Source organism: Paenibacillus sp. sg306046, assembly GCF_059821225.1.
Genome location: NZ_JCAMRT010000009.1, coordinates 15,605 through 37,749 on the forward strand (window position 1 = coordinate 15,605; position 22,145 = coordinate 37,749).

The window sequence follows — 22,145 nt, forward strand, 5'->3', positions numbered from 1 at the left end:
AAGTTAGGAGGATGACAGCATGAATTACAATGCAGGTGAATTCGATGTAATCGTAATCGGCGCAGGCCATGCAGGCTGCGAGGCTGCGCTGGCAGCGGCCCGGATGGGCTGCGAGACGCTGTTGTTGACGATTAATCTGGATATGGTCGCCTTCATGCCATGTAATCCGTCAGTGGGCGGACCGGCCAAAGGGCATGTTGTCCGCGAGATTGATGCGCTTGGCGGCGAGATGGGCCGAAATATTGACAAGACGTATATTCAGATGCGGATGCTGAACACAGGGAAGGGACCGGCGGTGCATGCGCTGCGCGCGCAGGCTGACAAGTTTCTGTACCAGCATAAGATGAAGGAAACGATCGAGCATACGGAGCATTTGACGCTGCGCCAGGGCATGGTGGAAACCTTGGTTGTCGAGGACGGCGTCTGCAAGGGCGTGGTGACCAAGACGGGAGCGACGTATCGGGGCAAGGCTGTCGTACTGACGACGGGCACTTACTTGCGCGGCAAAATAATTATGGGTGAGCTGATGTATGAGTCCGGCCCGAATAACCAGCAGCCAGCCGTCAAGCTGTCGGCCGATTTGCGCGAGCACGGGCTGGAGCTGGTCCGCTTCAAAACCGGAACGCCGCCGCGCGTGCACGAGGATACGATTGATTTCTCGCAAACGTCGATTCAGCCGGGCGATGACAAGCCGAAGTTTTTCTCTTACGAGACGACGGAGGAGGTGCCGAACCAATTGCCATGCTGGCTGACGTACACGTCAGAGGACACGCATCGCATTATTAATGATAATTTGCATCGCGCACCGATGTTCTCAGGAGCCATCGAAGGAACGGGGCCGCGTTACTGCCCGTCCATCGAAGATAAAATTGTCCGCTTCAGCGACAAGCCGAAGCATCAAATTTTCCTGGAGCCGGAAGGCCGTCATACGAAGGAATATTATGTGCAAGGGTTGTCAACCAGCATGCCGGAGGATGTACAGCTGCAAATTTTACGCTCGATTCCGGGGCTGGAGAAGGTCGAGATGATGCGGACCGGATACGCGATTGAATACGATGCGGTAGTACCTACGCAATTGTATCCGTCCCTGGAGACGAAACAAATTCCTGGGCTGTTTACAGCGGGGCAAATCAACGGCACCTCCGGTTATGAGGAAGCGGCAGGTCAAGGCATTATGGCCGGGATTAATGCTGCGCGGAAAGTGCAAGGGAAGGAGCCGGTCATTTTGGACCGTTCCGAGGCGTACATCGGCGTCTTGATCGACGATCTGGTGACGAAGGGAACAAGCGAGCCGTATCGTCTGCTCACCTCCCGCGCCGAATACCGTCTGCTGCTTCGCCATGACAATGCTGATCTGCGTCTGACGCAAACCGGTTATGAGATCGGGCTCATTACGGAGCAGCGTTATGCGCGTTATTTGGAGAAGGGTGCGCGTGTGGAGTCGGAGATCGAACGGCTGAAGACAACACGAGTGAAACCGGAAGAGGCAGCTTCCATGCTGCAAGCACTTGGCAGCGCGGAGCTGAATCAGTCCTCTGATTTGTTGTCGCTGCTCCGTCGTCCGGAAGTAACGTATGCCCACTTGCATGACCTATCGCCTTCACCGGAAGAGCTGACGGAAGATATGATGGAGCAGGTCGAAATTCAGGTGAAATACAGCGGTTATATCGAGAAGCAGCTGCTGCAGGTCGAACGTCTGCGCAAGATGGAGAAGAAGAAAATTCCTGACGACATCGTCTACGAGGATATTCACGGGATTGCGATGGAAGCGAAGCAAAAGCTGGCGAAAATTCGTCCGGTTTCCATTGGCCAAGCATCGCGTATTTCCGGTGTAACACCGGCCGACATTTCTATTTTGCTCGTTCATCTGGAGCATTATAACCGTGTTGTCGCGGCAAGGGCACAATAATGGATCACGTGCAGCAGTTATTTTCGGAGCTATTGCAAGCGAAAGGCATCCAGTTGACCGAGCAGCAGCTCGGTCAATACGAGGCCTATTATCGCGTGTTGGTCGACTGGAACGAACGGATGAATTTAACCGGAATTACGGATCGTGAGCAAGTGTATGTCAAGCATTTCTATGATTCGCTTTCTTTATCATTTTTTACTGACATTCCAAGTGTCGGCACGCTTGCCGACATCGGCTCAGGCGCAGGCTTTCCGAGCATTCCGCTGAAAATCGCGTTCCCGCATTTGCGGATTACGATCGTTGATTCCTTAAATAAACGGATTCAATTTTTACAGCAGGTCGTGCAAGAGCTCGGGCTGCAGCAGGTCGAGTGTGTGCATGGCCGGGCGGAGGACCTCGCAAGACTTCCGGAGCATCGCGACCGTTACGATTTAGTCACGGCGCGGGCTGTCGCCAGGCTGGCGGTATTGAACGAATTTTGCTTGCCGTTTGTTAAGCCAGGCGGCTTCTTTATGGCGATGAAAGGCCAGGATGTGCAGGCCGAGCTGAGCGAAGCGACATTCAGCTTGAAGGAGCTGCACGGTCAATGGGTCGAAACGCAGCAATTTCAGCTGCCTGTCGAGGATGCTGCGAGGCATATGATCCGGATTCGCAAAACAGCGGCAACGCCGCGCAAATACCCGCGGAAGGCAGGCACTCCGCTTAAAGCTCCGCTGCTTTAGCAGAGCAGGTTCAGAGTAAGCGTCCATGCGGTCTGCATTCGCTTGTTTCACGTGGAACGGATTTCCAATAATTCGAATGAATATATAGGCAAGCTGAATTAAAACGTCGCAAGACGTTTTTCTTTTTGGAGAAACCTACAAGAAAGTTATATATTTCCTTAAGCAGGAAAAGGGACCTTCCCCGGAGAATAAGAAAAGGCAAGGAAAGTTAGACAGGAAGCGTTGCAGCATTTGACGCGATCGGCGCATAGCCCTTATATAACAACATTAGCTGGTTCTATCATGATGAAAAAGATCGGGTGGTTATCGTTATGAAGGAACAGATTTCCAGATTATTTGGCTTTAATGAAAAAACGTCAACAGATGAAGTGAAGCATATCCCGGTTGATGAGATCATCGCTAGCCCTTATCAGCCACGGACCGTATTTGACGATGAACGAATCGAAGAGCTGTGCCAAACGATAAAAACACACGGAATTATTCAGCCGATCGTTGTCCGGATGCGGAATAACCGGTTTGAGCTGATTGCAGGCGAGCGCCGCTGGCGAGCGGTTAAGAAGCTGGGCCTGGATACGATTCCGGCCATTATCCGCGAATTTAACGATGCCCAGGCAGCTTCCATTGCGCTGATCGAAAATTTGCAGCGCGAAGGGTTAACCGCGATCGAGGAAGCCATTGCGTACCAGCAGCTGATTGATTTGCATAGTTTGACTCAGGAAAGCTTGGCTCAGCGGCTCGGTAAAAGCCAGTCCACGATTGCCAATAAGATTCGGCTGCTGCAGCTAAGCGAGCCGGTCAAGCAGGCATTAATGGAACGCAAAGTAACGGAACGCCATGCTCGTGCGCTGCTGTCGCTTGATCAAGAGGAAAAGCAGCTCAAGCTGTTGGAAGAAATCATAAGCAAAGAGCTGAACGTCAAGCAGACTGAAGCGCGGATTGCGCTGCTCAAGGAAGCGGAGCAAGTCAAAAGCAAATCGAAGCGGGTTTCGTTTTCCAAAGACGTGCGGCTGGCGCTGAATACGATCCGCCAATCGGTTGATCTGGTGACGTCCTCGGGCCTGCCGATTCATACCGAGGAAAGCGATAAGGATGATCACTATGAGATTGTAATTCGGATTCCAAAACGATAAAATAGATCGTAGACTTATCATTTTCCGGTCACTTGAGGCGTGGGTTTCACAACTCTCTAGTGATTTTTTTTTAAGGCGATCGCGCTATAGTCGTTCCAGTTAACCTCAAGTTGATATACGCTCGGGTGTTGGTAACGTTTTCGATTGGCAATAATTGAGCAAGCTGCAGTCAGGGCTCGGCTATCCTAGTAGTTATTTGAGGTGAAGTAGGTTGTCTAAAATAATCGCCATCACAAATCAAAAAGGTGGGGTTGGTAAAACAACGACATCCGTAAACTTGGGCGCATCGCTCGCTGCTTTGGGCAAGCGGGTGCTGCTTGTTGATATTGATCCGCAAGGCAATACGACAAGCGGGATCGGCGTGAACAAGGCGGATGTGCAATATTGCATCTACGACGTGCTGATTAACGATGTGCATCCTAAGGATGCGATGGTTGAAACAGCCAATCCCAATTTGAAAATTATTCCGGCTACCATTCAATTGGCGGGTGCTGAAATTGAGCTTGTCCCGACCATTTCGCGCGAGGTGCGGTTGAAGCGCTCCTTGCAGCTGGTGAAGCAGCAATTTGATTATATTTTAATTGATTGCCCGCCATCGCTCGGGATATTAACCGTCAATTCTTTGACAGCAGCCGATTCGGTCATTATTCCGATCCAATGCGAATATTATGCGCTGGAAGGGCTCAGCCAGTTGTTGAACACGGTGAGGCTTGTGCAGAAGCATTTGAATACAACATTGCAGATCGAGGGCGTATTGTTGACCATGTTTGACGCGCGTACGAACCTGGGCATGCAGGTCATTGAAGAAGTGAAGAAGTACTTCCAGCAAAAGGTGTATCAAACGATCATTCCGCGGAATGTCAGACTAAGCGAAGCTCCAAGTCATGGTCAGTCCATTATTACGTATGACCCAAGATCGAAAGGCGCTGAAGTGTACATGGAACTGGCGAAGGAAGTGATTGCAATTTGAGCAAGCGAGCAGGCACAGGTCTCGGCAAAGGATTGGGCGCATTGCTGCCCGCGTTAAGTATCAGCGATGATGATAAAGTGGTGGAGATCCCGTTGTCGCAATTGCGGCCGAATCCGTACCAGCCGCGTAAGCATTTTAACGACGAGTCGCTTCAGGAGCTGGCCGCTTCGATTAAAGAGCATGGCGTCATTCAGCCGATCATCGTGCGCAGCGTGCTGAAGGGCTTCGAAATTATTGCAGGCGAGCGGCGCTTTCGCGCTTCTGAGGTGAGCGGACAAGCGACGATTCCAGCCGTCGTCAAAAAGTTTACCGATCAGCAGGTAATGGAAATTGCGTTGATCGAAAATGTACAGCGTGAGGATTTGAATGCGATGGAAATCGCGGTTGCTTACCAGGCGCTGATTGACCAATTTTCGCTCACCCAGGAAGTGCTGTCTACGAAGGTAGGGAAAAGCCGCTCCCATATCGCCAATTTCCTGCGGCTGCTGCAGCTGCCTGAAGAAGTAAAGGACTATGTTTCACGTGGAACACTGTCGATGGGGCATGCCAAGGCGATTGTCGGCCTCAAGGATAAAAAGCTGATCAAAGCATTGGCCGATACGGCGATTCAGGAGCAATGGAGCGTACGGGAGCTTGAAGAGGAAGTCAAGAAGCTGGAGGAAAACAGCGACTCGAAGAAAGCCAAGCCGAAGTCCAAGCGCAAAGATCCGTACATTGATCAAATCGAAGAAAATTTACGGGAAGTATATCGAACGACGGTTAAAATCAAGCATAACAATAATAAGGGCAAAATTGAGTTATTGTATTTCTCTAATGATGATCTAAACCGGCTGTTGGAGCTTTTACAAGGCAAAATCTAGTAGATGGATCAGATAGCATACCAGGATCAGCCTGATTAGATCAGGGGGTTCGAGGTATGCTATATTTATGTAATGTGAAGATCAGATCAAACGTTGAGGGGATGTGTACGTTTCGTGGCTACGATATATCTGGATCATGCCGCTTCTTCATGGCCGAAGCCTCCGGAGGTAGTTCGGGCGATGGTGGAATGTATGGAGCAGTACTCGGCAAATCCTGGAAGAGGGAGTCATGAATTGGCAGTTCGGGCGAGCCGTACCTTGTTCGAAGGGCGCAAGCAGCTGGCTCGGCTGTTTCGGATTAAAAATCCGAATGATATTTCTTATGCATTAAATACGACGATGGCGCTTAATTTGGCCATTAAGGGATTTCTGAAGGAAGGCGATCATGTCATTTGCTCGGCTGTCGAGCATAACTCGGTCAGACGTCCGCTCGAATATGTGCGGCAGACGCGCGGGGTGCAGGTGACGTACGTTCAAACAGACCCGCGCGGTCATCTGCTGATTGACGATGTAGCGGCCGCAATCCGCCCGCAAACCCGGCTGATCGTCTGCAGCCATAGCTCCAATCTGCTGGGCAGCATACTGCCTCTGGAGGCGATTGGCGAGCTGTGCCGCAAGCATGGCATCAAGCTGCTCGTGGATGCGGCGCAGACGGCAGGTACCGTCGAAATTGATGTGCAGGCGCTGGGCATCCATATGCTTGCTTTTCCAGGCCATAAAGGACTGCTCGGTCCGCAAGGCACAGGAGGGCTGTATGTCCATCCTGAGCTGGAGCTGGACCCGCTGCTGCATGGCGGAACCGGGAGCCAGTCCGAGGCCGTGGAACAGCCAACCGTACGGCCTGACCGGTTTGAGGGCGGCACGCAAAATACGCCCGGCATCGCCGGACTGGCAGAAGGCGTCAAGTGGGTGCAGCAGACCGGCGTAGCAAGCATATACGAGCATGAATGGCAGCTGACGCAACAGCTGATGCACGGGCTGCTGGAAATCGAAGGCATTCAACTGCTGGGACCGGAAATAGGGCAGGCTAAAACGGGAATCGTCTCCTTTAATCTGGCGGAAGCCGATTCCTCGGAAATTGCGTTTATTCTCGACCAATCGTTCGGTATTGCGGTTCGGTCCGGGTATCACTGCACGCCGCTTGCGCATGAAACGGCGGGCACGCTGGAGCGCGGGGCGGTCCGGGCCAGTGTCGGCTGCTTTACCACTGCCGCGGAAATCGAGCAGCTGGTTGCAGCTATGCGCGAAATCGCGAAGCATTTGAAAAACACGTAAGGGCAAGGATGGGGGCGTTCAGATGGATGGAGTACCGATTGAAGTCGTTTTACTGGCGGTTGCCGCGCTTTTTTTAATTATTGTCATCATGCTGATTGTACTGGCAGTGAAGCTTCGCCGGATGAAGCGAAATTATGCCGCTCTGCTCAATGGATCGACGGGCCTCAATATGGAAGAGGTCGTGCTCCAATTGCAGGAGCGCTACAACGTCGTGAAGGCGCAAAACGACCAAGCGGACCAGTCGCTCCGGCTGCTCCGGGAGGACATGGCCCGTATGAAATCTCGTCTTGGCGTATACCGGTTTAATGCATTTTCCGAAAATGGCAGTGACCTGAGCTTCGCCGTCGCACTTGTGGATGAGGAGGGGACCGGCGTCGTGCTGAGCGGCATTCACAACCGCGAGCAAACGTACGTGTATGCAAAGCCGCTGGAGAAGGGGCGGTCCAAATATGCGCTGTCGCCGGAAGAGAAGGAAGCGATCAATCGATCTTCACTAAAGGAATAGGCGACCATCTCCGTTTGCGGTGAATCGCTGCATGAATAGATTTGGCGATCGTTTCGGCCATCGACATGACGAGACTGAGCCGCGTATTTTGCAGGACGAAGTACTCCATGAATCCGCCGACATTGACGATGCCGGTTACGTGCATATCGCCGACAGGCGGCAGCTCCTTGTTGACCCCGGCGCCCGGCTTCACCGGCCCATGTCCGAGCTGGATGCAACCGACGCTGGTCAGCTGCCCGAGGCAAGCGTCAACCGCCAAAATATACGGATTGTTATAGTGCTGGTAAATGGTCGTCAGCGTGTCGCTCAAGTTCATCGCATGAACCGGCTGATCAAGCGTTCCGTACAGATGAACGCCATCCGGCTCCATCCGTTTCAGATGCGTGCCAACAAGCGGGCCGAGGGAATCGCCCGTAGAGCGGTCCGTACCGACGCAGACAATAATAATCGGCTGCTGAGCGGGGACGTGCTGGATGCAGGCAAACAAGGATTCGGATAAGAGCTCGATACAGTTCGTTTCGGAGTGCAAAATTTTGAGCGCTTTTGCAGCGGGAGCCGGCTCTTTGGCTTGGGAGGCGTGGTGGTCCTTGGTAAAAGGCAGCTTCATCTCGGATTCCCTCCTTGGGAATGAGGATTTGGAAAGGCTAGCAACATCTGGTCGAATAGAGTAGTACTAGTATACGGATCATAGAAACGTTTTATACATGATTGGGCAACAAAAGCTGAGAGACTGCGCCGTTTTCAAAGATTGATCAGTTGCAAGATGGCGAGCGGTAGGGGGAGAGGTGGAAGTATGCTGCTAATGGCCTTCGATTCGACCCAGCAGGCGCTGCGCGCCGAGATGCTGCTGGAATACGCGGATATTGAAAATGATATGTGTCCGACGCCTAAGGAAATTACGGCCGGCTGCGCGTTGTCGCTGGAGTTTCCGAAGGAGGCGCTGGATGAGGTGCAGCAGATCGTGCGGGAGGAGCAGGTTGAAATCCGCGGGATTTTTTTCAAAAAGGACGGAAAATATGTTACGATGGATGAAACCTGAGTAGGAGGGAAGCCGAATGCAAGCAACTCTGCTTCCGCTCGTAACGGAAGTTAAGACGATCAAGGATTGGGAGCAAAGCCTGTTTACGTTCCGGGAGCAGCTGATCAGCTATGTGTCTGACCCGGAGGTGTGGCTCGGCCTGCTGTTTATTATCATTAAGCTTGTGCTGATCTATATCGGGGCGCGGGTTGCTGCAAAAATCGCTCACCGGGCCGTGGAGCGGATTATTGTTGCCCGGGATCGAAATCCGCTGAAGCTGGATGCCCGCCGTACCCGGACGATCGGCAAGCTGATGGGCAATATTTTGACCTATGTTATTAATTTCATTATGATTCTGATGATTTTAGGTCAGTTCAATATCAATCTCGGGCCGCTGCTGGCGGGAGCGGGGGTTGTCGGGCTGGCGATCGGCTTCGGCGCGCAAAGCTTGGTTAAGGACGTCATTACCGGCTTTTTTATTATTTTCGAAGATCAATTTGCCGTTGGAGACGTCGTACAGATTGGTACATATAAAGGCAATGTCGAGGAAATCGGTCTGCGCATTACCCGTATCCGGAGCTGGACCGGAGAGATTCATATCATACCGAACGGTACGATTGCTCAAGTGACGAACTTTTCGATCCATAATTCCTTGGCGGTTATTGATGTACCTGTCAGCAAAGACCTGGACATCGGCAAAGTTAAAGCGCTGCTGGAAGAAACGATTAAAAAAGGATATGAAACCAACCCGGATTTGGTGAAGGAACCTCAGGTTTTGGGCGTGCAAACGTTTGGAGGCGCGGAGGTTACGCTGCGCGTGACCGCGGAGTGTCGGCCGGATACAGCGAACCGTGTGACCCGGAAGCTGAACGAGCAAATCCGCAGGGCGCTTCAGGAGCTGCAGAGCAGCAGCACGTAACAGAGGGCACGTATGAGGCTTATATAGCTATACAGATCAAGGCTGCACATAGGCCAGGACGCATAGGCGCCGATCAAGGGAAGGGGAGCGGAAGCGATGGAGAGAAAGCAATACGAGCTGGGGGATGTTGTCCAGATGAAGAAGCCCCATCCCTGTGGCACCAATGAGATGGAGATTATTCGCATGGGCATGGATATCCGGATTAAATGCGTCGGCTGCAAGCACAGTGTGCTGGTACCGCGGGCCAAGTTCGAGAGCAAGCTGAAGAAGGTGCTCCGCTCCACGGCCGAACCGGCAGCCGGGCAGACAGCGGAAGACGCTTAGATAAGGAAATGTATGTTCCCACTTGCGCAATAGGGGGAAGTTGTGCTAATATACTACTTGTCCCTTTTGGAAATGCGGAAAGGTACCCAAGAGGCCCAAGGGGGCTGACTCGAAATCAGCTAGGCGGCTCGCGCCGTGCGTGGGTTCGAATCCCACTCTTTCCGCCATAATCTTTAACATCCAACCTCCTACAACTGTAGGAGGTTTTTGCTTGTTGTTTTCATGCAACCAGCTTGCTGTACTGCGTCTTGCTGCGGCTTTCAGCTGCAGCCCATGCATCTGTGGATAAGCCGGTTGCAGAAATAGGCGGGTTTGTGAGTGGGGATAAACCTAAGTAAAGATTCGTACGAGCAGTTATAAACATGTGGATAACCAAGGGGCGGCTGTTATTCGAATCGTTATGAACAGCTGTGCAAAAGTACGGCAGGGCTTGTTTTCCTATGCACGAACGAAAAAACGCGTCCTACCCGACAGCAGGGGGCAGGGCGCGTTTTGCATATAACGAGCTGAGATAACGACCTGAGCCGAGCGGGCCTCTCAGGTTAATGGCCTTGCGGCACCGTTAAGCCGGTGCGGTCGATCAAGGTGCGGCTCTCTTCATTGAGGCCGACCAGCGTAGCTTGCTTGCCGACGCTCTCATATTTGGCCACGGCTTTAGCCAAGGCATGAATCGCCGAATGATCCCACACATGCGAATCGGTGAGGTCCAGAATGACGTGCGCCGGGTCTTCCTGATAAGCGAGCGAGGCCAGCAGCGCAGACACGGTGCCGAAGAATAGCGGGCCTTTGATCCGGTAAACGCGCGTCCCGTCCGGCTGTAACGAGGCGACGGTACGAAGCTTGGACATTTTCCAGGCAAAGATCAGCGCACTCAGCACGATGCCGGCGAAAACGCCATAAGACAAGTCATGGGTCGCGACGACAATCGTCACCGTTACAAGCATAACGGCCGCATCCGGCAGCGGGATTTTGTTAATTCGGATCACCGAGCCCCAGTCGAACGTGCCGATCGACACCATCATCATCACGCCGACCAGCGCGGCCATCGGAATTTGCTTCACGACATCTCCCAGCACAAGAATAAGAAACAGCAGAAACAGACCGGCTGTAAGCGTGGACAGGCGAGTGCGGCCGCCAGACTTGATGTTAATGACAGATTGCCCGATCATCGCGCAGCCGGCCATGCCACCGAAAAATCCGGTGACGATGTTCGCGATGCCTTGTCCCCGCACCTCGCGGTTTTTATTGCTGGTCGTGTCCGTCATTTCATCCACGATGGTCGCCGTCAGCAGCGATTCGAGAATACCGACCATCGCAAGCGAGATCGAATACGGCAAAATAATCCATAACGTATCCAGGGTCAGCAGCACCTGCGGCAGATGAAACACCGGCAGCTCGCTGGTCAGCTTGCCCATATCGCCGACGGTTTTCACTTCAATGTTGAAGGTGATGGTCAGCACGGAAATGACGATGATGGCGACGAGGGCGGAGGGCACTGCTTTTGTAAGGCGCGGCAGTCCGTAAATAATGACGAGCGTCAGGCCGACCAGCGCATACATGATCCAGCCCTCTCCGCGGAAATGCACGAGCTGTGCCATAAAGATCAAAATGGCCAACGCGTTGACGAATCCGGTCATGACGGAATGAGGGACGAAGGTGACAAGCTGTCCGAACCGAAGCAGGCCAAGAATAATCTGGATGACGCCGGCTAACACCGTCGCAGCGAATAAATATTCCAGGCCGTGCTCCTTCACCAAATTAACCATAACCAGGGCCATCGCTCCGGTAGCCGCCGAGATCATGCCGGGCCGCCCGCCTACGAAGGCGATCACAACGGCAATCGAGAAGGACGCGTACAGCCCGACCATCGGATCGACACCGGCAATGATCGAAAATGCAATCGCTTCCGGGATTAAAGCCAGCGCCACAGTGATGCCGGATAATATGTCCGGCCGGATATTGCTGAACCAGCCGCCTGAAGACAAAGGTCTGTTCACAATCAATAAAACCTCCCTGGCTTGCCTGAGCAAGCCTGTAATGGTGACCTTCCACTTTCAGAAAAGTCGGGGACGATAAGTAACCTATGAAATTATACCTAATGATCAGCTCATAGAAGAAATGAATAATCCATCATGTAAGCGCTTAACAAAAAGGTTTATGGTAATTATCTAAATAATTCGCTTGTTTTCGTGGCTAAACAAAAAAGCTCCGAAACGGAGCCTGGTCGGGGGAAATCGGGAGATCGGAGGGCGTAACGGCCAAAACAAGATTGATACTGTCGCCTGGGGCGGTTTACTGCACATTCCGGTTGCTGCGGTAAACGGAAAACCTGTCCACTACATAGCCCATCAAAGCCCAGGACGCAGTCGTTAGTCCGTACAGCAGCAGCGGGTTCACATCGGTATAGGTAAAAATGGGGTAAAACCAGGCAGGTACACTCAAAGCGTAGAATAGCAAATAAACAGGATCATATTCGTGACCGAAATAATGAAGCAGACATAGGGCTGCGCCGATTACGGCAAATAGAGCGGTGCATTTATAGTTCATTCCAGCAACGGCTCCTTCCTTCATTAAGAAATACGAGGATTTGCAAACAAGCAATTCGCTCTGATTGTGTCGGACCAAAGGCACGCCTCGCCGTCTGCGCGGCGGAGCGCACCCTTAGCCCTTAGCTCCACAACGCGCTAATAGCTCTGTTCAGTGCAGGCTGGCTGGACAAGGGGGCGCTAGCCGCGGAACATGCGTTTCCACTTGCGGTTGTGATTGCTCGTTTCCGGGAACTCGTCCCCTTTCTTGAGCTTCACGATTTTGGGGTCGCTGATCCCCATATGGAAGGCTGCTTCGCCCACTTCCATATACTCGCCGTCATTTGGCGCTTTGTCGCCGGGACGGAACTGACTCCATTCACCCATCACAGGTCACCTCCTGCTCGTAGATGTACCTTTAGGTTGACCTGGATCAGTCCGGGCCATGTAGACTAATAACTGGAACATGAAGCTTGCTTCGGCGGGCCGTTTCTGGTATAGTATTCAGGTGCGAGTTTTGACCAGTTATTCATTCTCGCTCCTTGTTCCTGACGGTACAAGCCGGTCAGGGGCCATAGTCCAAAGGGAGGTGACAACATGCGCAAATATGAAGTGATGTACATCATCCGTCCTGATCTCGAGCAAGAGGCGATTCAGGCTACGGTAGAGAAGTTCCAAGGTATCATCAACAACGGTGGCGAAATTACGAAGCACGACGTGCTGGGTAAGCGCCGTCTTGCGTATGAGATCAACAAGCTGCGTGATGGTCATTATGTGTTGGTTCAATTCAACGCTAATAATGAAGTTATCACTGAGCTTGACCGTGTGATGAAGATTTCTGACGAAATCATTCGTTTCCTGATCACGAAAGACGTAGCTTAATCAGTCTCGTAATCGAGCAGGCTGCGGGCAGCGATGCCAGCAGTGAATCCGGGAGGGAATGCGGATGTTGAATCGTGTAATTCTGATCGGCAGACTGACGCGCGACCCTGAACTGCGCTATACGCCTGCAGGTGTAGCTGTAACCCAGTTTACGCTTGCGGTAGATCGGCCGTTCTCCAACCAAGGCGGACAGCGGGAAGCAGATTTTATCCCGATCGTCACTTGGCGCCAGCTGGCGGAGACTTGTGCGAATTATCTTCGCAAAGGTCGTTTGGCTGCTGTAGAAGGCAGAATCCAGGTACGCAATTATGACAACAATGAAGGAAAGCGCGTCTACGTGACAGAGGTCATTGCTGATAATGTGCGGTTTCTGGAATCTCCGAACAGCGGCAACCGTGAAGAAGGCGGAGCACCGGGCGGCGGCAATAATTACGGCGGCAGCAGCAATAGCGGCGGTGGCGGTAATTATGGCGGCGGAAGCGGAAGCAGCGGCAACCGTGGCGGCTACGGCGGCGGACGCGATAACAATCAAGATCCGTTCCAGGACGACGGGCGACCGATCGACATTTCCGATGATGATCTGCCGTTCTAAGGAACGGTACGGAATGAATCTAACGTAGAAAGGATGGAGAACAATGGCATTTGAAAAAAGAGAACGTTCTGAAGACCGCGGCGAGCGCGGCGAAAGAAAGTTCGGCGGACGTGGCAAAAAAGGCGGCAAGCGCCGTAAAGTTTGTTACTTCACCGTAAATAAAATCAAGCACATTGATTATAAAGACATCGAAACGCTGAAGAAGTTCATCAGCGAGCGCGGCAAGATTCTTCCGCGTCGTGTCACAGGAACTTCCGCGAAGTACCAACGCGCTCTGACGATTGCGATCAAACGCTCCCGTCAAGTAGCTTTGCTGCCGTACACAACGGAATAGGCTAACTGCCTAATCAACAAGCATCTATCCCACAGTTCAGTGGGGTGGGTGCTTGTTTTTTTTTGTGAAAAAATGCCTGTTAGGTATGCCAAACTTATTTTACTCATACCTAGTGGTATGAAGTAAGAAAAATCAGGACATATTAAGTGCGGGAAAAGCGTTAAGTGTAGCATTAAGTAAAAAATAGGTTTATTTAAGTAAAATTGATGGTTAAATAAACACAAAGATACCGCTTACATTCAGTTATAATGTTGGATTTAGACTTGTGAAAGGGGAAAAAAGATGAAAACAGCTTCGAAGTGGGCCATTACATTTATGACAGTTTCTTTAGCTTTAACGGCATGTTCTGGCGGAAATAAAGAAGAAGGAAAAGGCGGTCAAGGTGCAGCCGAAGGAGGAAAGGTTACGCTCACAGCTTGGGCATGGAACGTCAATGTAGGCGCTCTAAAGGAAGCGATGACCAGTTACCAGAAAACGAATCCGAATGTAGATATAAAAATCGAGGATATCGGCCGCCTGGATGTGTACGATAAGCTCTCAACAGGTCTTGCAGCCGGTGGAGCAGGTTTGCCTGACATTGTGCTTGTTGAAGATGACCGTATCCAAGGTTATCTGAGTGCATTTCCCAAAGGCTTCATGGAATTGAATTCAAAGGGATATGATAAAAAAATAACCCAATTCCCTAAATTCAAGCAAGATCTCGTGTCCAACGCAGGTAAAATTTATGGTTTTCCATTTGATGCAGGTCCTGCGGCAATGTTTTATCGGACAGATCTTTTCCAGAAGGCCGGTGTAGATGCTTCCAAGATTGAAACCTGGGATGATTATCTGGCTGCAGGCAAAACGATTAAGGAAAAGACGGGCGCTTCGATGCTGCCGATCGATAAATTTAAGGATGACGCTACCTTCCGTATTATGCAGAACCAATTGGGCGTTTTCTATTACGACAAGGATGGGAAAATCGATCTGAAAAATCCGAAAGTCGTCCAAGCCATGGACATGCAGAAAAAGCTGAACGATGCAGACCTCATTAAGGATGTGAACGGTTGGGACGGCACAGTTTCGGCTACGGTGAATGGCTCGATTGCTACCATTCCATTCGGCGCTTGGTATTACGGCACCATTTTGGATCAAGCCAAGGATGCCAAGGGCAAATGGGGCGTGTTCCCAATTCCTGCCTTCGAAAAAGGCGGCAACCGTGCGGCGAACCTGGGAGGAAGCAGCTGGTACGTGACAGCGAACTCCAAACAGACGGATGAGGCCTATAAGTTTATGGATTATTTCTCCACTAACCCGGATGTGCAGCTAATAGCTATGGAGAAATACGGCCTATTCCCGTCTCTGTCCAGCGTGTATAGCAAAGAGGTTTTCCAAAAACCGGATGAATTCTTCTCCAATCAAACGATCTGGAAGCTTTTCACCGATGAGATGTCCAAAATCCCAACACCGTATTACACCAAAGACTACTCCATCGGGAATGATGAGGGGATAAAAGCGCAAGCCGATGTATTCAATGGCAAAAAGCCTTTGGACGCTTTGACGGAAGCTGCTAACAGATTGAAGGATCGCGCCAAGCGTGAGGTTGCTGCTCACTAAATGAGGGACATCGTGGAAGAGATTCAGGATTTCCTGAATCTCTTCTTCTTACTTGGCTTAAACATTCAGTATTCATGCAGGAGGTACTAAAGTGCAAAAAAAATCTTATGTGCCCTATCTGTTTCTGCTGCCAGCCGTCGTCTTGTTTGCGGTGTTCATGGCTTATCCGATCCTGTATTCCTTTCTTCTCAGCTTCCAGAAGAGCGAGGGAGGGGTCATGGTTTATGCCGGAGTAGAAAATTACAAGCGCTTGTTTAGCGATAATATATTTTGGAAATCGCTTGGCAACACCTTCATTATCTTGATCATTCAGGTTCCCATCATGCTGTTTCTCTCCATGCTGCTTGCTTCGGTTATGAATTCTTTAAAGCATTGGAAAGGTTTTTTTCGTGTTTCGTACTTTATGCCGGCAGTTACTTCGCTTGTCGCTTGCTCCATTATTTTCTCCATTATGCTCATGGGGGATGGGATTGTGAACCAGGCTCTAAGCGAGCTTGGAATGGCTCCCATACCTTGGCTGTCCAATCCGATTTGGGCTAAAGTCGCATTGATTCTCGTCATGACCTGGCGTTGGACGGGGTATAATATGATCATTCATTTGGCTGCGATGCAAAATATTTCCGACTCCTTATACGAAGCGGCTGATTTGGACGGTGCAGGAAAGTTGAAGCAGTTTTTCAGCATTACGATTCCGCAGTTGAAGCCAGTGCTGCTGTTTACGGCCATTCTGTCTACGATCGGAACTTTACAGTTGTTTGACGAGCCTTACACGCTGACAAAAGGCGGACCGAGCGACGCTACGTTGACGGTGGGCATGTATTTGTACCAAACAGGCTTCCGTTTCTTTGACTTTGGTTATGCCTCTACGTTGGCCTATGTAATTGTGGTGCTGATTGGAATCATTTCATACGCACAATTTAAGTTAACGGGGGATGAATAATGAGACAGAGCAGCTTTAGTTCCTTTCCGAAATATATATTGCTCATCCTGGGAGCGTTCGTTTCTTTATTCCCGTTTTATTGGGCGGTAATCGGTGCGACTAACCCTAGCGGTAAAATATTTTCCAAACCTCCGTTACTGTGGCCTGGCAATCTGTTTATTCAGAATATCAAAAATCTGAACAGCGCCATTGGTATCGGCCAAGTTGTGACGAATTCGATCATTGTGGTGGTTATTTACACCGCACTTAGCCTGATCATTTGTTCGATGGCGGGGTATGCGTTTGCCAAGTTCAAATTTAAAGGGCGTGACTTGATTTTCGGTATCTTTTTAATATCCATGATGGTACCTACCCATGCACTGATTATTCCATTATTTAAAATGATGGCAGCCTGGGGCTGGTTAAATACGTATCAGGCGCTTATTTTGCCTAATCTGGCGTATCCATTTGCTATATTTCTAATGAGGCAGAATATGATTGCAGTTCCCGACGCATTAATGGAGGCCGGTCGCATTGACGGGATTAGCGAGTGGGGATTGTTTACCAAAATCATTTTGCCTTCGATGAAATCTGCTCTGGCGGCAACAGCTATCTTCTTGTTTATGTACCAATGGAACAGTTTTTTGTGGCCGCTCATCGTCATGAATACGAAGGAGATGTACACGCTGCCAATCGCATTGTCGAGTCTATTCGGATTATCCCGGATTGACTATGGTCAAGTTATGGCAGGGGTCACTATAGCAACAGGGCCTATCGTCATTTTTTTCTTGCTGCTGCAGCGGCATTTTATTTCCGGGATGCTCGGAACAGCTGTGAAGGAGTAGGTTGCCGCCGCCAGGGTTAAGCAAGACGGGCCGGGCATATTGTCAAACAACAGTAAATCTGTCATATTGAAAGTGAGGCTGGTCGATTGATCCGTTCATGTTGGCATGAAGGATTAAGTGATATTTTAACAATGATAAACGAGTCAAGGATGAGAGGGAACTGGCTTATACGGACTGGATGAAGTCCCACGGCTTGTTTCGCCCTGAAAATATTTATACAAGCAGCAGCCTGTTTCCGAGGATGGTTACCAGCTCATGAAAGAAGCCGTATTAAAGAAAAGGGCTGATAAGGCATTTTATCGGGTACAGCATCAAGCAGGCTGCAGACCGGTAGCTGTGATTTTTATATCGCGGAGAAAGTAGCTCACAGTGAACGTCCGCCAGTTGAACTGTGATCCATAAGAAGGACACTTTGAAAAAAGTGACTCTTTGGGTCACAGTTCAATTTGCTTATACCCTGTATGTCCTCGGACACTCGCGTTTCTTTTTCAATCCGGTCAGGAACATGATATGATGAAGGGGCAGGTAGCTTCGGCTGATTGGCGATCTAGAGAAAGGTTGGGAGCCCCTTGAATATTGCATTTTTCCTCGTACCGAAAGATCAGGTTGTTTATTTATCTCCGCAATCCACGATTCGCCAGGCGCTGGAGCGGATGGAGTATCACCGGTATTCAGCCGTTCCGTTGGTTGATGAATTCGGCCGATATGCCGGGACGTTGACGGAAGGCGATCTGCTCTGGAAGCTCAAGCGTTCTCCCGAGATCGGCTTCGAGCATGCGCACAGAGTTCAGCTAAAGGACGTAGCGCAGCATATGACCGTCCATCCGGTGCGGATCGACCAACAGATGCAGGACTTGATCACGCTCGCCACCCGGCAGAATTATGTGCCCGTCGTCGACGATCAAGAGGTGTTTATCGGCATTATCCGGCGCAGTGACATCATTGATTATTGCTTCAAGCTATGGCAGCCCGAACAAAAGCTCTAGAAAATATGATATACTAAGGGTCAGCATCGAGAGGTAACCGCAGCAGTTCATGTCCCGGGATAAGGGGAGAAGCGGCTTGTCATTCATGGATAAGGATGTTGACTTGGCCAAGCGGGCCAAAATTATTGAGTGGTTGAAAACGGAAATCGTTGACCACCTGTCGCATTTGCTCAAAGGCATCTGGGAAGGCAGCCACGCGAAGATGCTCGATGCTTTGGCGAGTATGGTCGCCTGCTGCTACATGCTCGGCAGACGGCTCGGCATTTCGCTGCGCAGTCTGGATGCGGCGGTGCTGGAGAAGCTGAAGAAGCATCGCGAGGAAGGTCATCAGCTTGAGGAATGGTACGGAGATATATCTGCCTTAGAAGATCACTTGCGTAAGAGGTGAAGGGTTTGCAGGAAACGCAGAAGCCGCGAATGCTCGTCTGGAGCATCGTGTACATGGTAACGTTATTATCGCTGTTCGTGCCGCCGGTGCTGCTGGTCACCTTATTTTTCTTGTGGGTGCCGGTGCTGGTGATGTATGTGCGGCTGGGGACCAAGGCGTTCTTCATTCATTATCTGGCCTGTCTGGCCATCGTATATGTGCTGGTGTCTGTTGTGCTGGCCGGTTGGGTCGGCGCGCTGCTGGTGGCCGTATCCTTATTTATGCTGCCCCCGGTGTTCCAGATGGGCAACCTGTATAAGAAGCGGGCGCCTGCCCGCAACGTGCTGACGGCCGGAGCGGTTACGCTGCTCGGAGAGCTGCTGGTCAGTCTCGTTGTCGCTCAGCTGTTCGGCTTGAATCCGATCGGCAAATTCAAGGCGCTTATGCAGGAGTCGTTTAATCTGTATTCACCGCAAATGCGCAATTTGGTCGGCATTGATGTGGATACGCTGGTACAGCTGTCCGTTCAGATGCTGCCGCTGTATATGATCGTATTTTCCATCGTGTACACGGTCATTTCCCATGTGCTGGCCAGACGCTTCCTCGTACGGGCGGGCGAAGCGATTCCGGGCTTCCGGGCGGTCAAGGATTGGATGCTGCCCAAGTCGTTCATCTGGATTTATGTCATCACGCTGGTGCTGGAAATGTTTGCCAAGGATACGAAGTCAACGATGTTTACGCTGGTGCTGAACCTGATGCCGCTGCTTAGCACGGTCTTCGCCATTCAAGCGATTTCTTTCCTGTTCTTCCTGGCACATGTCAAGCGCTGGAACAAGACGCTGCCGATTTTGGGCATTGTGCTGCTGTGTGTGTTTCCGCCGGCCTTTTTCCTGTTGAGTCTGGTCGGAGTGTTTGATGTGGCATTTCCCGTTCGGGACCGGATCAAGCCCAAGGGCTAAACGATTTATGAATCGGAACCTGCGCGATTCTGCAAGATTGGAGCGAATGAAATGCCGAAGTTCTTGTTGAAGCGATGGAGCGGCTTGCCTCTGTATTGGCTGTTTGGCCTGCTGTTCGTGTTGATCTTCTCCTTGTCGTTATTCGAATGGCGGCTCGGGGTTGTCGCCCTGATCTTAACTGCGGTACTCGTCTTGCTGATGATTCGGGCCGAGCAAGCCTTTCGCCAGCATGCGACGGACTATGTCAACACGCTTTCGCTTCGGGTAAAAAAGGCTGGCAGCGATGCCTTGCATGACCTGCCGCTTGGAATTGTGTTATATAACGAGGACAAGGACATCGAATGGCATAACCCGTTCGTCGCCCGGATGTTCGGCAAGGATACGCTGATCGGCGAATCGCTGCTGGAGCAATTTCCCGGCCTCAAAGGACGCAAGGAAAAAGAGCTCCGGATCGAGGTTACGCAGAACGGGCATATTTATGAGATTCAACTCAAGCCTGAGGAGCGGCTGCTTTATATTTCGGACATGACGCTGCTGCGGACGCTGCAGACGCAAGCGATTGAAGACCAGATTGCGATGGGCATCGTGATGATGGATAATCTGGATGAGGCGACGCAGGGGCTGGATGACCAGACCCGCAGCATTATGATGGCCAAGGTGACCGGGGAAATTACGGAATGGGCGCAGAAGTATGAGCTTTACTTGCGGAGAACGGCGTCGGACCGTTATTTTCTTGTGATGAATCATAAAAGCTTGAAGCTGCTGGAGCAGTCACGGTTTGAAATCCTCGATGAGGTTCGCGATATTACGATTGAAAACAAGCTGCCGATGACGCTCAGCATCGGGATTGCGTCGGGAACGTCAGAGCTGCCGCTGCTGGGCCACTGGGCGCAGACAAGCCTGGACATGGCGCTCGGCCGCGGCGGCGATCAAGCGGCAGTCAAGGTTGGCGAGCGGCTGTCCTTCTACGGCGGACGGTCCAATGCGATTGAGAAGCGGACGCGTGTCCGGGCGCGGGTGATCTCTCACGCGCTGCGCGACCTGATTCGCGACAGCGACAATGTGCTGATCATGGGCCACAAGCTGCCGGACATGGATTCGATCGGGGCCGCGATCGGCGTGCTCAAGATGACGCATGTAAGCAATAAGGAAGGCTACATCGTGATTGAGGGCATCAATCCGGCGATCCAGAAGCTGATGGAAGCGATCCATGAGGACGAGCGGCTGAACCGGTGGTTTATTACGCCGGAGCAGGCGCTGCAGATTACGACATCGCGTTCGCTCGTAGTCGTCGTAGACACGCATCGGGCGCCGATGACCAGCGAGCCGCGGCTGCTGCAGCTGACCCAGCGCAGAGTGGTGATTGATCACCACCGCCGCAGCGAGGACTTTATCCACGACGCGACGCTGGTGTACATGGAGCCGTATGCGTCCTCCACCTGTGAGCTGGTCACCGAGCTGCTGCCTTATTTCAATGACCGCATGACGATGGGCGTGCTGGAGGCTACAACGCTGCTGGCCGGCATCGTGGTCGATACCCGCAGCTTCAGTCTGCGGACCGGCGCACGGACGTTCGAAGCGGCATCGTATTTGCGGCGCAACGGGGCCGACTCCTCGCTGATCCAGCGGTTGTTGAAGGAGGATCTGGATCAGTACATCAAGAAATCCGAAATTATCAAAAATGCCGTTATCATCTTCGATCATATTGCACTTGCCGTATCCGAGCCGGGCTGTAAATATTCTCAGTTGAATATTGCGCAGGTTGCTGATACGTTGTTAACGATGACAGGAGTCATGGCTTCCTTCGTGATTAGCGAACGGACGGACGGGCTGATCGGGATCAGCGCACGTTCGCTGGGGCAGATGAATGTGCAGGTCGTGATGGAACGGATGGGCGGCGGCGGTCATTTGACCAATGCGGCTACGCAGCTGGAAGGGACGGTAGCGGAAGCTACACAGCGCCTGAAGCAACTATTAAATCAGATTCATGCTGAGGAGGGGCTTTTCGAATGAAGGTTATTTTGTTAAAGGATGTTAAAGGTCAAGGCAAGAAGGGCGACATCAAGGAAGTATCTGAGGGCTACGCAACAAATTTTTTGTTTAAGCAAAAGCTGGCTTTACCAGCTAACGACTCGGCGGTCAAAATGCTGGATCAACAGAAAAAAGCCGAGGATCGCAAAAAGGCGGAGGAAAAGGCTGCTGCCGAGGAGCTTGGCCGCAAAATTTCAGAGCTGACGGTGCAGTTGAAAGCGAAGTCCGGCACGGACGGCCGCCTGTTCGGCGCGGTTTCGAACAAGCAGGTAGCCGAAGGACTGGAGAAGCTCGGGATCAAGGTAGACAAACGTAAAATTGTCATGGACGACGCGATCCGTACGCTGGGCGTGACGGAAGTTGTGGTGAAGCTGCACCCTGAAGTAACGGCCAAGCTGAAGGTACAGGTGTCGGAGGAATAGGCAGCTTCTGCGGGCTTCGTCCCCTCTGGTCCGCTCGTACATGCGGGCGACGGCG

At 51.5% G+C, this 22,145-nt stretch carries 25 protein-coding genes and 1 tRNA gene; 22 read left to right on the forward strand and 4 right to left on the reverse strand.

The genetic code is table 11. The features are described 5' to 3' along the window. Positions 1-19: 19 nt before the first annotated feature. The 7 genes from mnmG (at position 20) to AC6ROY_RS11120 (ending at position 7,371) form a co-directional block, all read left to right on the forward strand. Positions 20-1,909: a tRNA uridine-5-carboxymethylaminomethyl(34) synthesis enzyme MnmG gene (gene mnmG / locus AC6ROY_RS11090; protein ID WP_500100461.1), complete on the forward strand. Its 1,890-nt coding sequence runs from the start codon at positions 20-22 to the stop codon at positions 1,907-1,909. Then, positions 1,909-2,631, forward strand: coding sequence for a 16S rRNA (guanine(527)-N(7))-methyltransferase RsmG (gene rsmG, locus AC6ROY_RS11095; protein ID WP_500100464.1), 723 nt, complete (start codon positions 1,909-1,911; stop codon positions 2,629-2,631). The genes mnmG and rsmG overlap by 1 nt, the downstream gene beginning before the upstream one ends. 311 nt (positions 2,632-2,942) lie before the next feature. Further along, positions 2,943-3,761, forward strand: a complete 819-nt coding sequence (gene noc, locus AC6ROY_RS11100; RefSeq protein ID WP_500100467.1) for a nucleoid occlusion protein — start codon at positions 2,943-2,945, stop codon at positions 3,759-3,761. A gap of 211 nt (positions 3,762-3,972) precedes the next feature. Further along, the gene (locus AC6ROY_RS11105; protein WP_500100470.1) at positions 3,973-4,731 is read left to right on the forward strand and encodes a ParA family protein; all 759 of its coding nucleotides are present in this window, start codon (positions 3,973-3,975) and stop codon (positions 4,729-4,731) included. After that, positions 4,728-5,591: a ParB/RepB/Spo0J family partition protein gene (locus tag AC6ROY_RS11110; protein WP_500100471.1), complete on the forward strand. Its 864-nt coding sequence runs from the start codon at positions 4,728-4,730 to the stop codon at positions 5,589-5,591. The genes AC6ROY_RS11105 and AC6ROY_RS11110 overlap by 4 nt, the downstream gene beginning before the upstream one ends. 114 nt (positions 5,592-5,705) lie before the next feature. After that, entirely contained in the window at positions 5,706-6,866 is a 1,161-nt protein-coding gene (locus AC6ROY_RS11115; protein ID WP_500100474.1) for an aminotransferase class V-fold PLP-dependent enzyme, read from the forward strand. A 22-nt stretch (positions 6,867-6,888) separates the two neighbouring features. Further along, positions 6,889-7,371, forward strand: a complete 483-nt coding sequence (locus tag AC6ROY_RS11120; RefSeq protein ID WP_500100475.1) for a DUF4446 family protein — start codon at positions 6,889-6,891, stop codon at positions 7,369-7,371. Here AC6ROY_RS11120 and yyaC read toward each other — a convergent pair. Then, entirely contained in the window at positions 7,346-7,978 is a 633-nt protein-coding gene (yyaC, locus tag AC6ROY_RS11125; protein WP_500100477.1) for a spore protease YyaC, read from the reverse strand. The genes AC6ROY_RS11120 and yyaC overlap by 26 nt on opposite strands. 186 nt (positions 7,979-8,164) lie before the next feature. On the opposite strand from yyaC, the gene AC6ROY_RS11130 reads away from it, so the two are divergent. The 4 genes from AC6ROY_RS11130 to AC6ROY_RS11145 all read left to right on the forward strand — a co-directional run bounded on the left by AC6ROY_RS11130 (position 8,165) and on the right by AC6ROY_RS11145 (position 9,799). After that, complete coding sequence (locus AC6ROY_RS11130) at positions 8,165-8,410, forward strand: putative Se/S carrier protein (protein WP_500100478.1); 246 nt, start codon at positions 8,165-8,167, stop codon at positions 8,408-8,410. A gap of 16 nt (positions 8,411-8,426) precedes the next feature. Next, complete coding sequence (locus AC6ROY_RS11135) at positions 8,427-9,308, forward strand: mechanosensitive ion channel family protein (protein WP_500100480.1); 882 nt, start codon at positions 8,427-8,429, stop codon at positions 9,306-9,308. 96 nt (positions 9,309-9,404) lie between these two features. Then, entirely contained in the window at positions 9,405-9,632 is a 228-nt protein-coding gene (locus tag AC6ROY_RS11140) for a DUF951 domain-containing protein (RefSeq protein ID WP_500100481.1), read from the forward strand. Between the two features lie 76 nt (positions 9,633-9,708). After that, positions 9,709-9,799 (forward strand) — tRNA-Ser (locus AC6ROY_RS11145). A 375-nt stretch (positions 9,800-10,174) separates the two neighbouring features. Here the strand turns inward: AC6ROY_RS11145 and AC6ROY_RS11150 are convergent. The 3 genes from AC6ROY_RS11150 to AC6ROY_RS11160 form a co-directional block, all read right to left on the reverse strand. Next, complete coding sequence (locus AC6ROY_RS11150; protein WP_500100482.1) at positions 10,175-11,629, reverse strand: SulP family inorganic anion transporter; 1,455 nt, start codon at positions 11,627-11,629, stop codon at positions 10,175-10,177. A 295-nt stretch (positions 11,630-11,924) separates the two neighbouring features. Continuing rightward, the gene (locus AC6ROY_RS11155; protein ID WP_500100483.1) at positions 11,925-12,179 is read right to left on the reverse strand and encodes a hypothetical protein; all 255 of its coding nucleotides are present in this window, start codon (positions 12,177-12,179) and stop codon (positions 11,925-11,927) included. Between the two features lie 179 nt (positions 12,180-12,358). After that, positions 12,359-12,544 carry a YjzC family protein gene (locus AC6ROY_RS11160; protein ID WP_500100484.1) on the reverse strand — a complete coding sequence of 62 codons (186 nt, stop codon included), beginning with the start codon at positions 12,542-12,544 and terminating at the stop codon, positions 12,359-12,361. Between the two features lie 210 nt (positions 12,545-12,754). On the opposite strand from AC6ROY_RS11160, the gene rpsF reads away from it, so the two are divergent. From rpsF to rplI, 11 genes are all read left to right on the forward strand, one after another. Beyond that, positions 12,755-13,039, forward strand: a complete 285-nt coding sequence (rpsF, locus tag AC6ROY_RS11165) for a 30S ribosomal protein S6 (protein ID WP_500100485.1) — start codon at positions 12,755-12,757, stop codon at positions 13,037-13,039. Between the two features lie 64 nt (positions 13,040-13,103). Beyond that, positions 13,104-13,631 (forward strand): single-stranded DNA-binding protein, encoded by a 528-nt coding sequence (ssb, locus tag AC6ROY_RS11170; RefSeq protein ID WP_500100486.1) that lies wholly within the window; start codon positions 13,104-13,106, stop codon positions 13,629-13,631. A gap of 43 nt (positions 13,632-13,674) precedes the next feature. Beyond that, the gene (gene rpsR / locus AC6ROY_RS11175) at positions 13,675-13,965 is read left to right on the forward strand and encodes a 30S ribosomal protein S18 (protein ID WP_500100487.1); all 291 of its coding nucleotides are present in this window, start codon (positions 13,675-13,677) and stop codon (positions 13,963-13,965) included. Between the two features lie 282 nt (positions 13,966-14,247). Further along, on the forward strand, positions 14,248-15,561 hold the full coding sequence (locus AC6ROY_RS11180) for an ABC transporter substrate-binding protein (protein WP_500100489.1): 1,314 nt from the start codon (positions 14,248-14,250) through the stop codon (positions 15,559-15,561). 91 nt (positions 15,562-15,652) lie between these two features. Beyond that, positions 15,653-16,501 carry a carbohydrate ABC transporter permease gene (locus AC6ROY_RS11185; protein ID WP_500100490.1) on the forward strand — a complete coding sequence of 283 codons (849 nt, stop codon included), beginning with the start codon at positions 15,653-15,655 and terminating at the stop codon, positions 16,499-16,501. Continuing rightward, complete coding sequence (locus tag AC6ROY_RS11190; protein ID WP_500100491.1) at positions 16,501-17,325, forward strand: carbohydrate ABC transporter permease; 825 nt, start codon at positions 16,501-16,503, stop codon at positions 17,323-17,325. Before AC6ROY_RS11185 ends, AC6ROY_RS11190 begins: the two co-directional genes overlap by 1 nt. A gap of 569 nt (positions 17,326-17,894) precedes the next feature. After that, a complete protein-coding gene (locus AC6ROY_RS11195) occupies positions 17,895-18,311 on the forward strand; it encodes a CBS domain-containing protein (RefSeq protein ID WP_500100492.1) in 417 nt (138 codons plus the stop codon). Between the two features lie 85 nt (positions 18,312-18,396). Beyond that, positions 18,397-18,699, forward strand: a complete 303-nt coding sequence (locus tag AC6ROY_RS11200; protein WP_500100493.1) for a MazG-like family protein — start codon at positions 18,397-18,399, stop codon at positions 18,697-18,699. Between the two features lie 5 nt (positions 18,700-18,704). After that, positions 18,705-19,637 carry a DUF2232 domain-containing protein gene (locus tag AC6ROY_RS11205; protein WP_500100494.1) on the forward strand — a complete coding sequence of 311 codons (933 nt, stop codon included), beginning with the start codon at positions 18,705-18,707 and terminating at the stop codon, positions 19,635-19,637. Positions 19,638-19,688: 51 nt separating this feature from the next. Continuing rightward, positions 19,689-21,650 (forward strand): DHH family phosphoesterase, encoded by a 1,962-nt coding sequence (locus tag AC6ROY_RS11210; RefSeq protein ID WP_500100496.1) that lies wholly within the window; start codon positions 19,689-19,691, stop codon positions 21,648-21,650. Next, positions 21,647-22,090: a 50S ribosomal protein L9 gene (rplI, locus tag AC6ROY_RS11215; protein ID WP_500100497.1), complete on the forward strand. Its 444-nt coding sequence runs from the start codon at positions 21,647-21,649 to the stop codon at positions 22,088-22,090. Before AC6ROY_RS11210 ends, rplI begins: the two co-directional genes overlap by 4 nt. Positions 22,091-22,145: the final 55 nt, after the last annotated feature.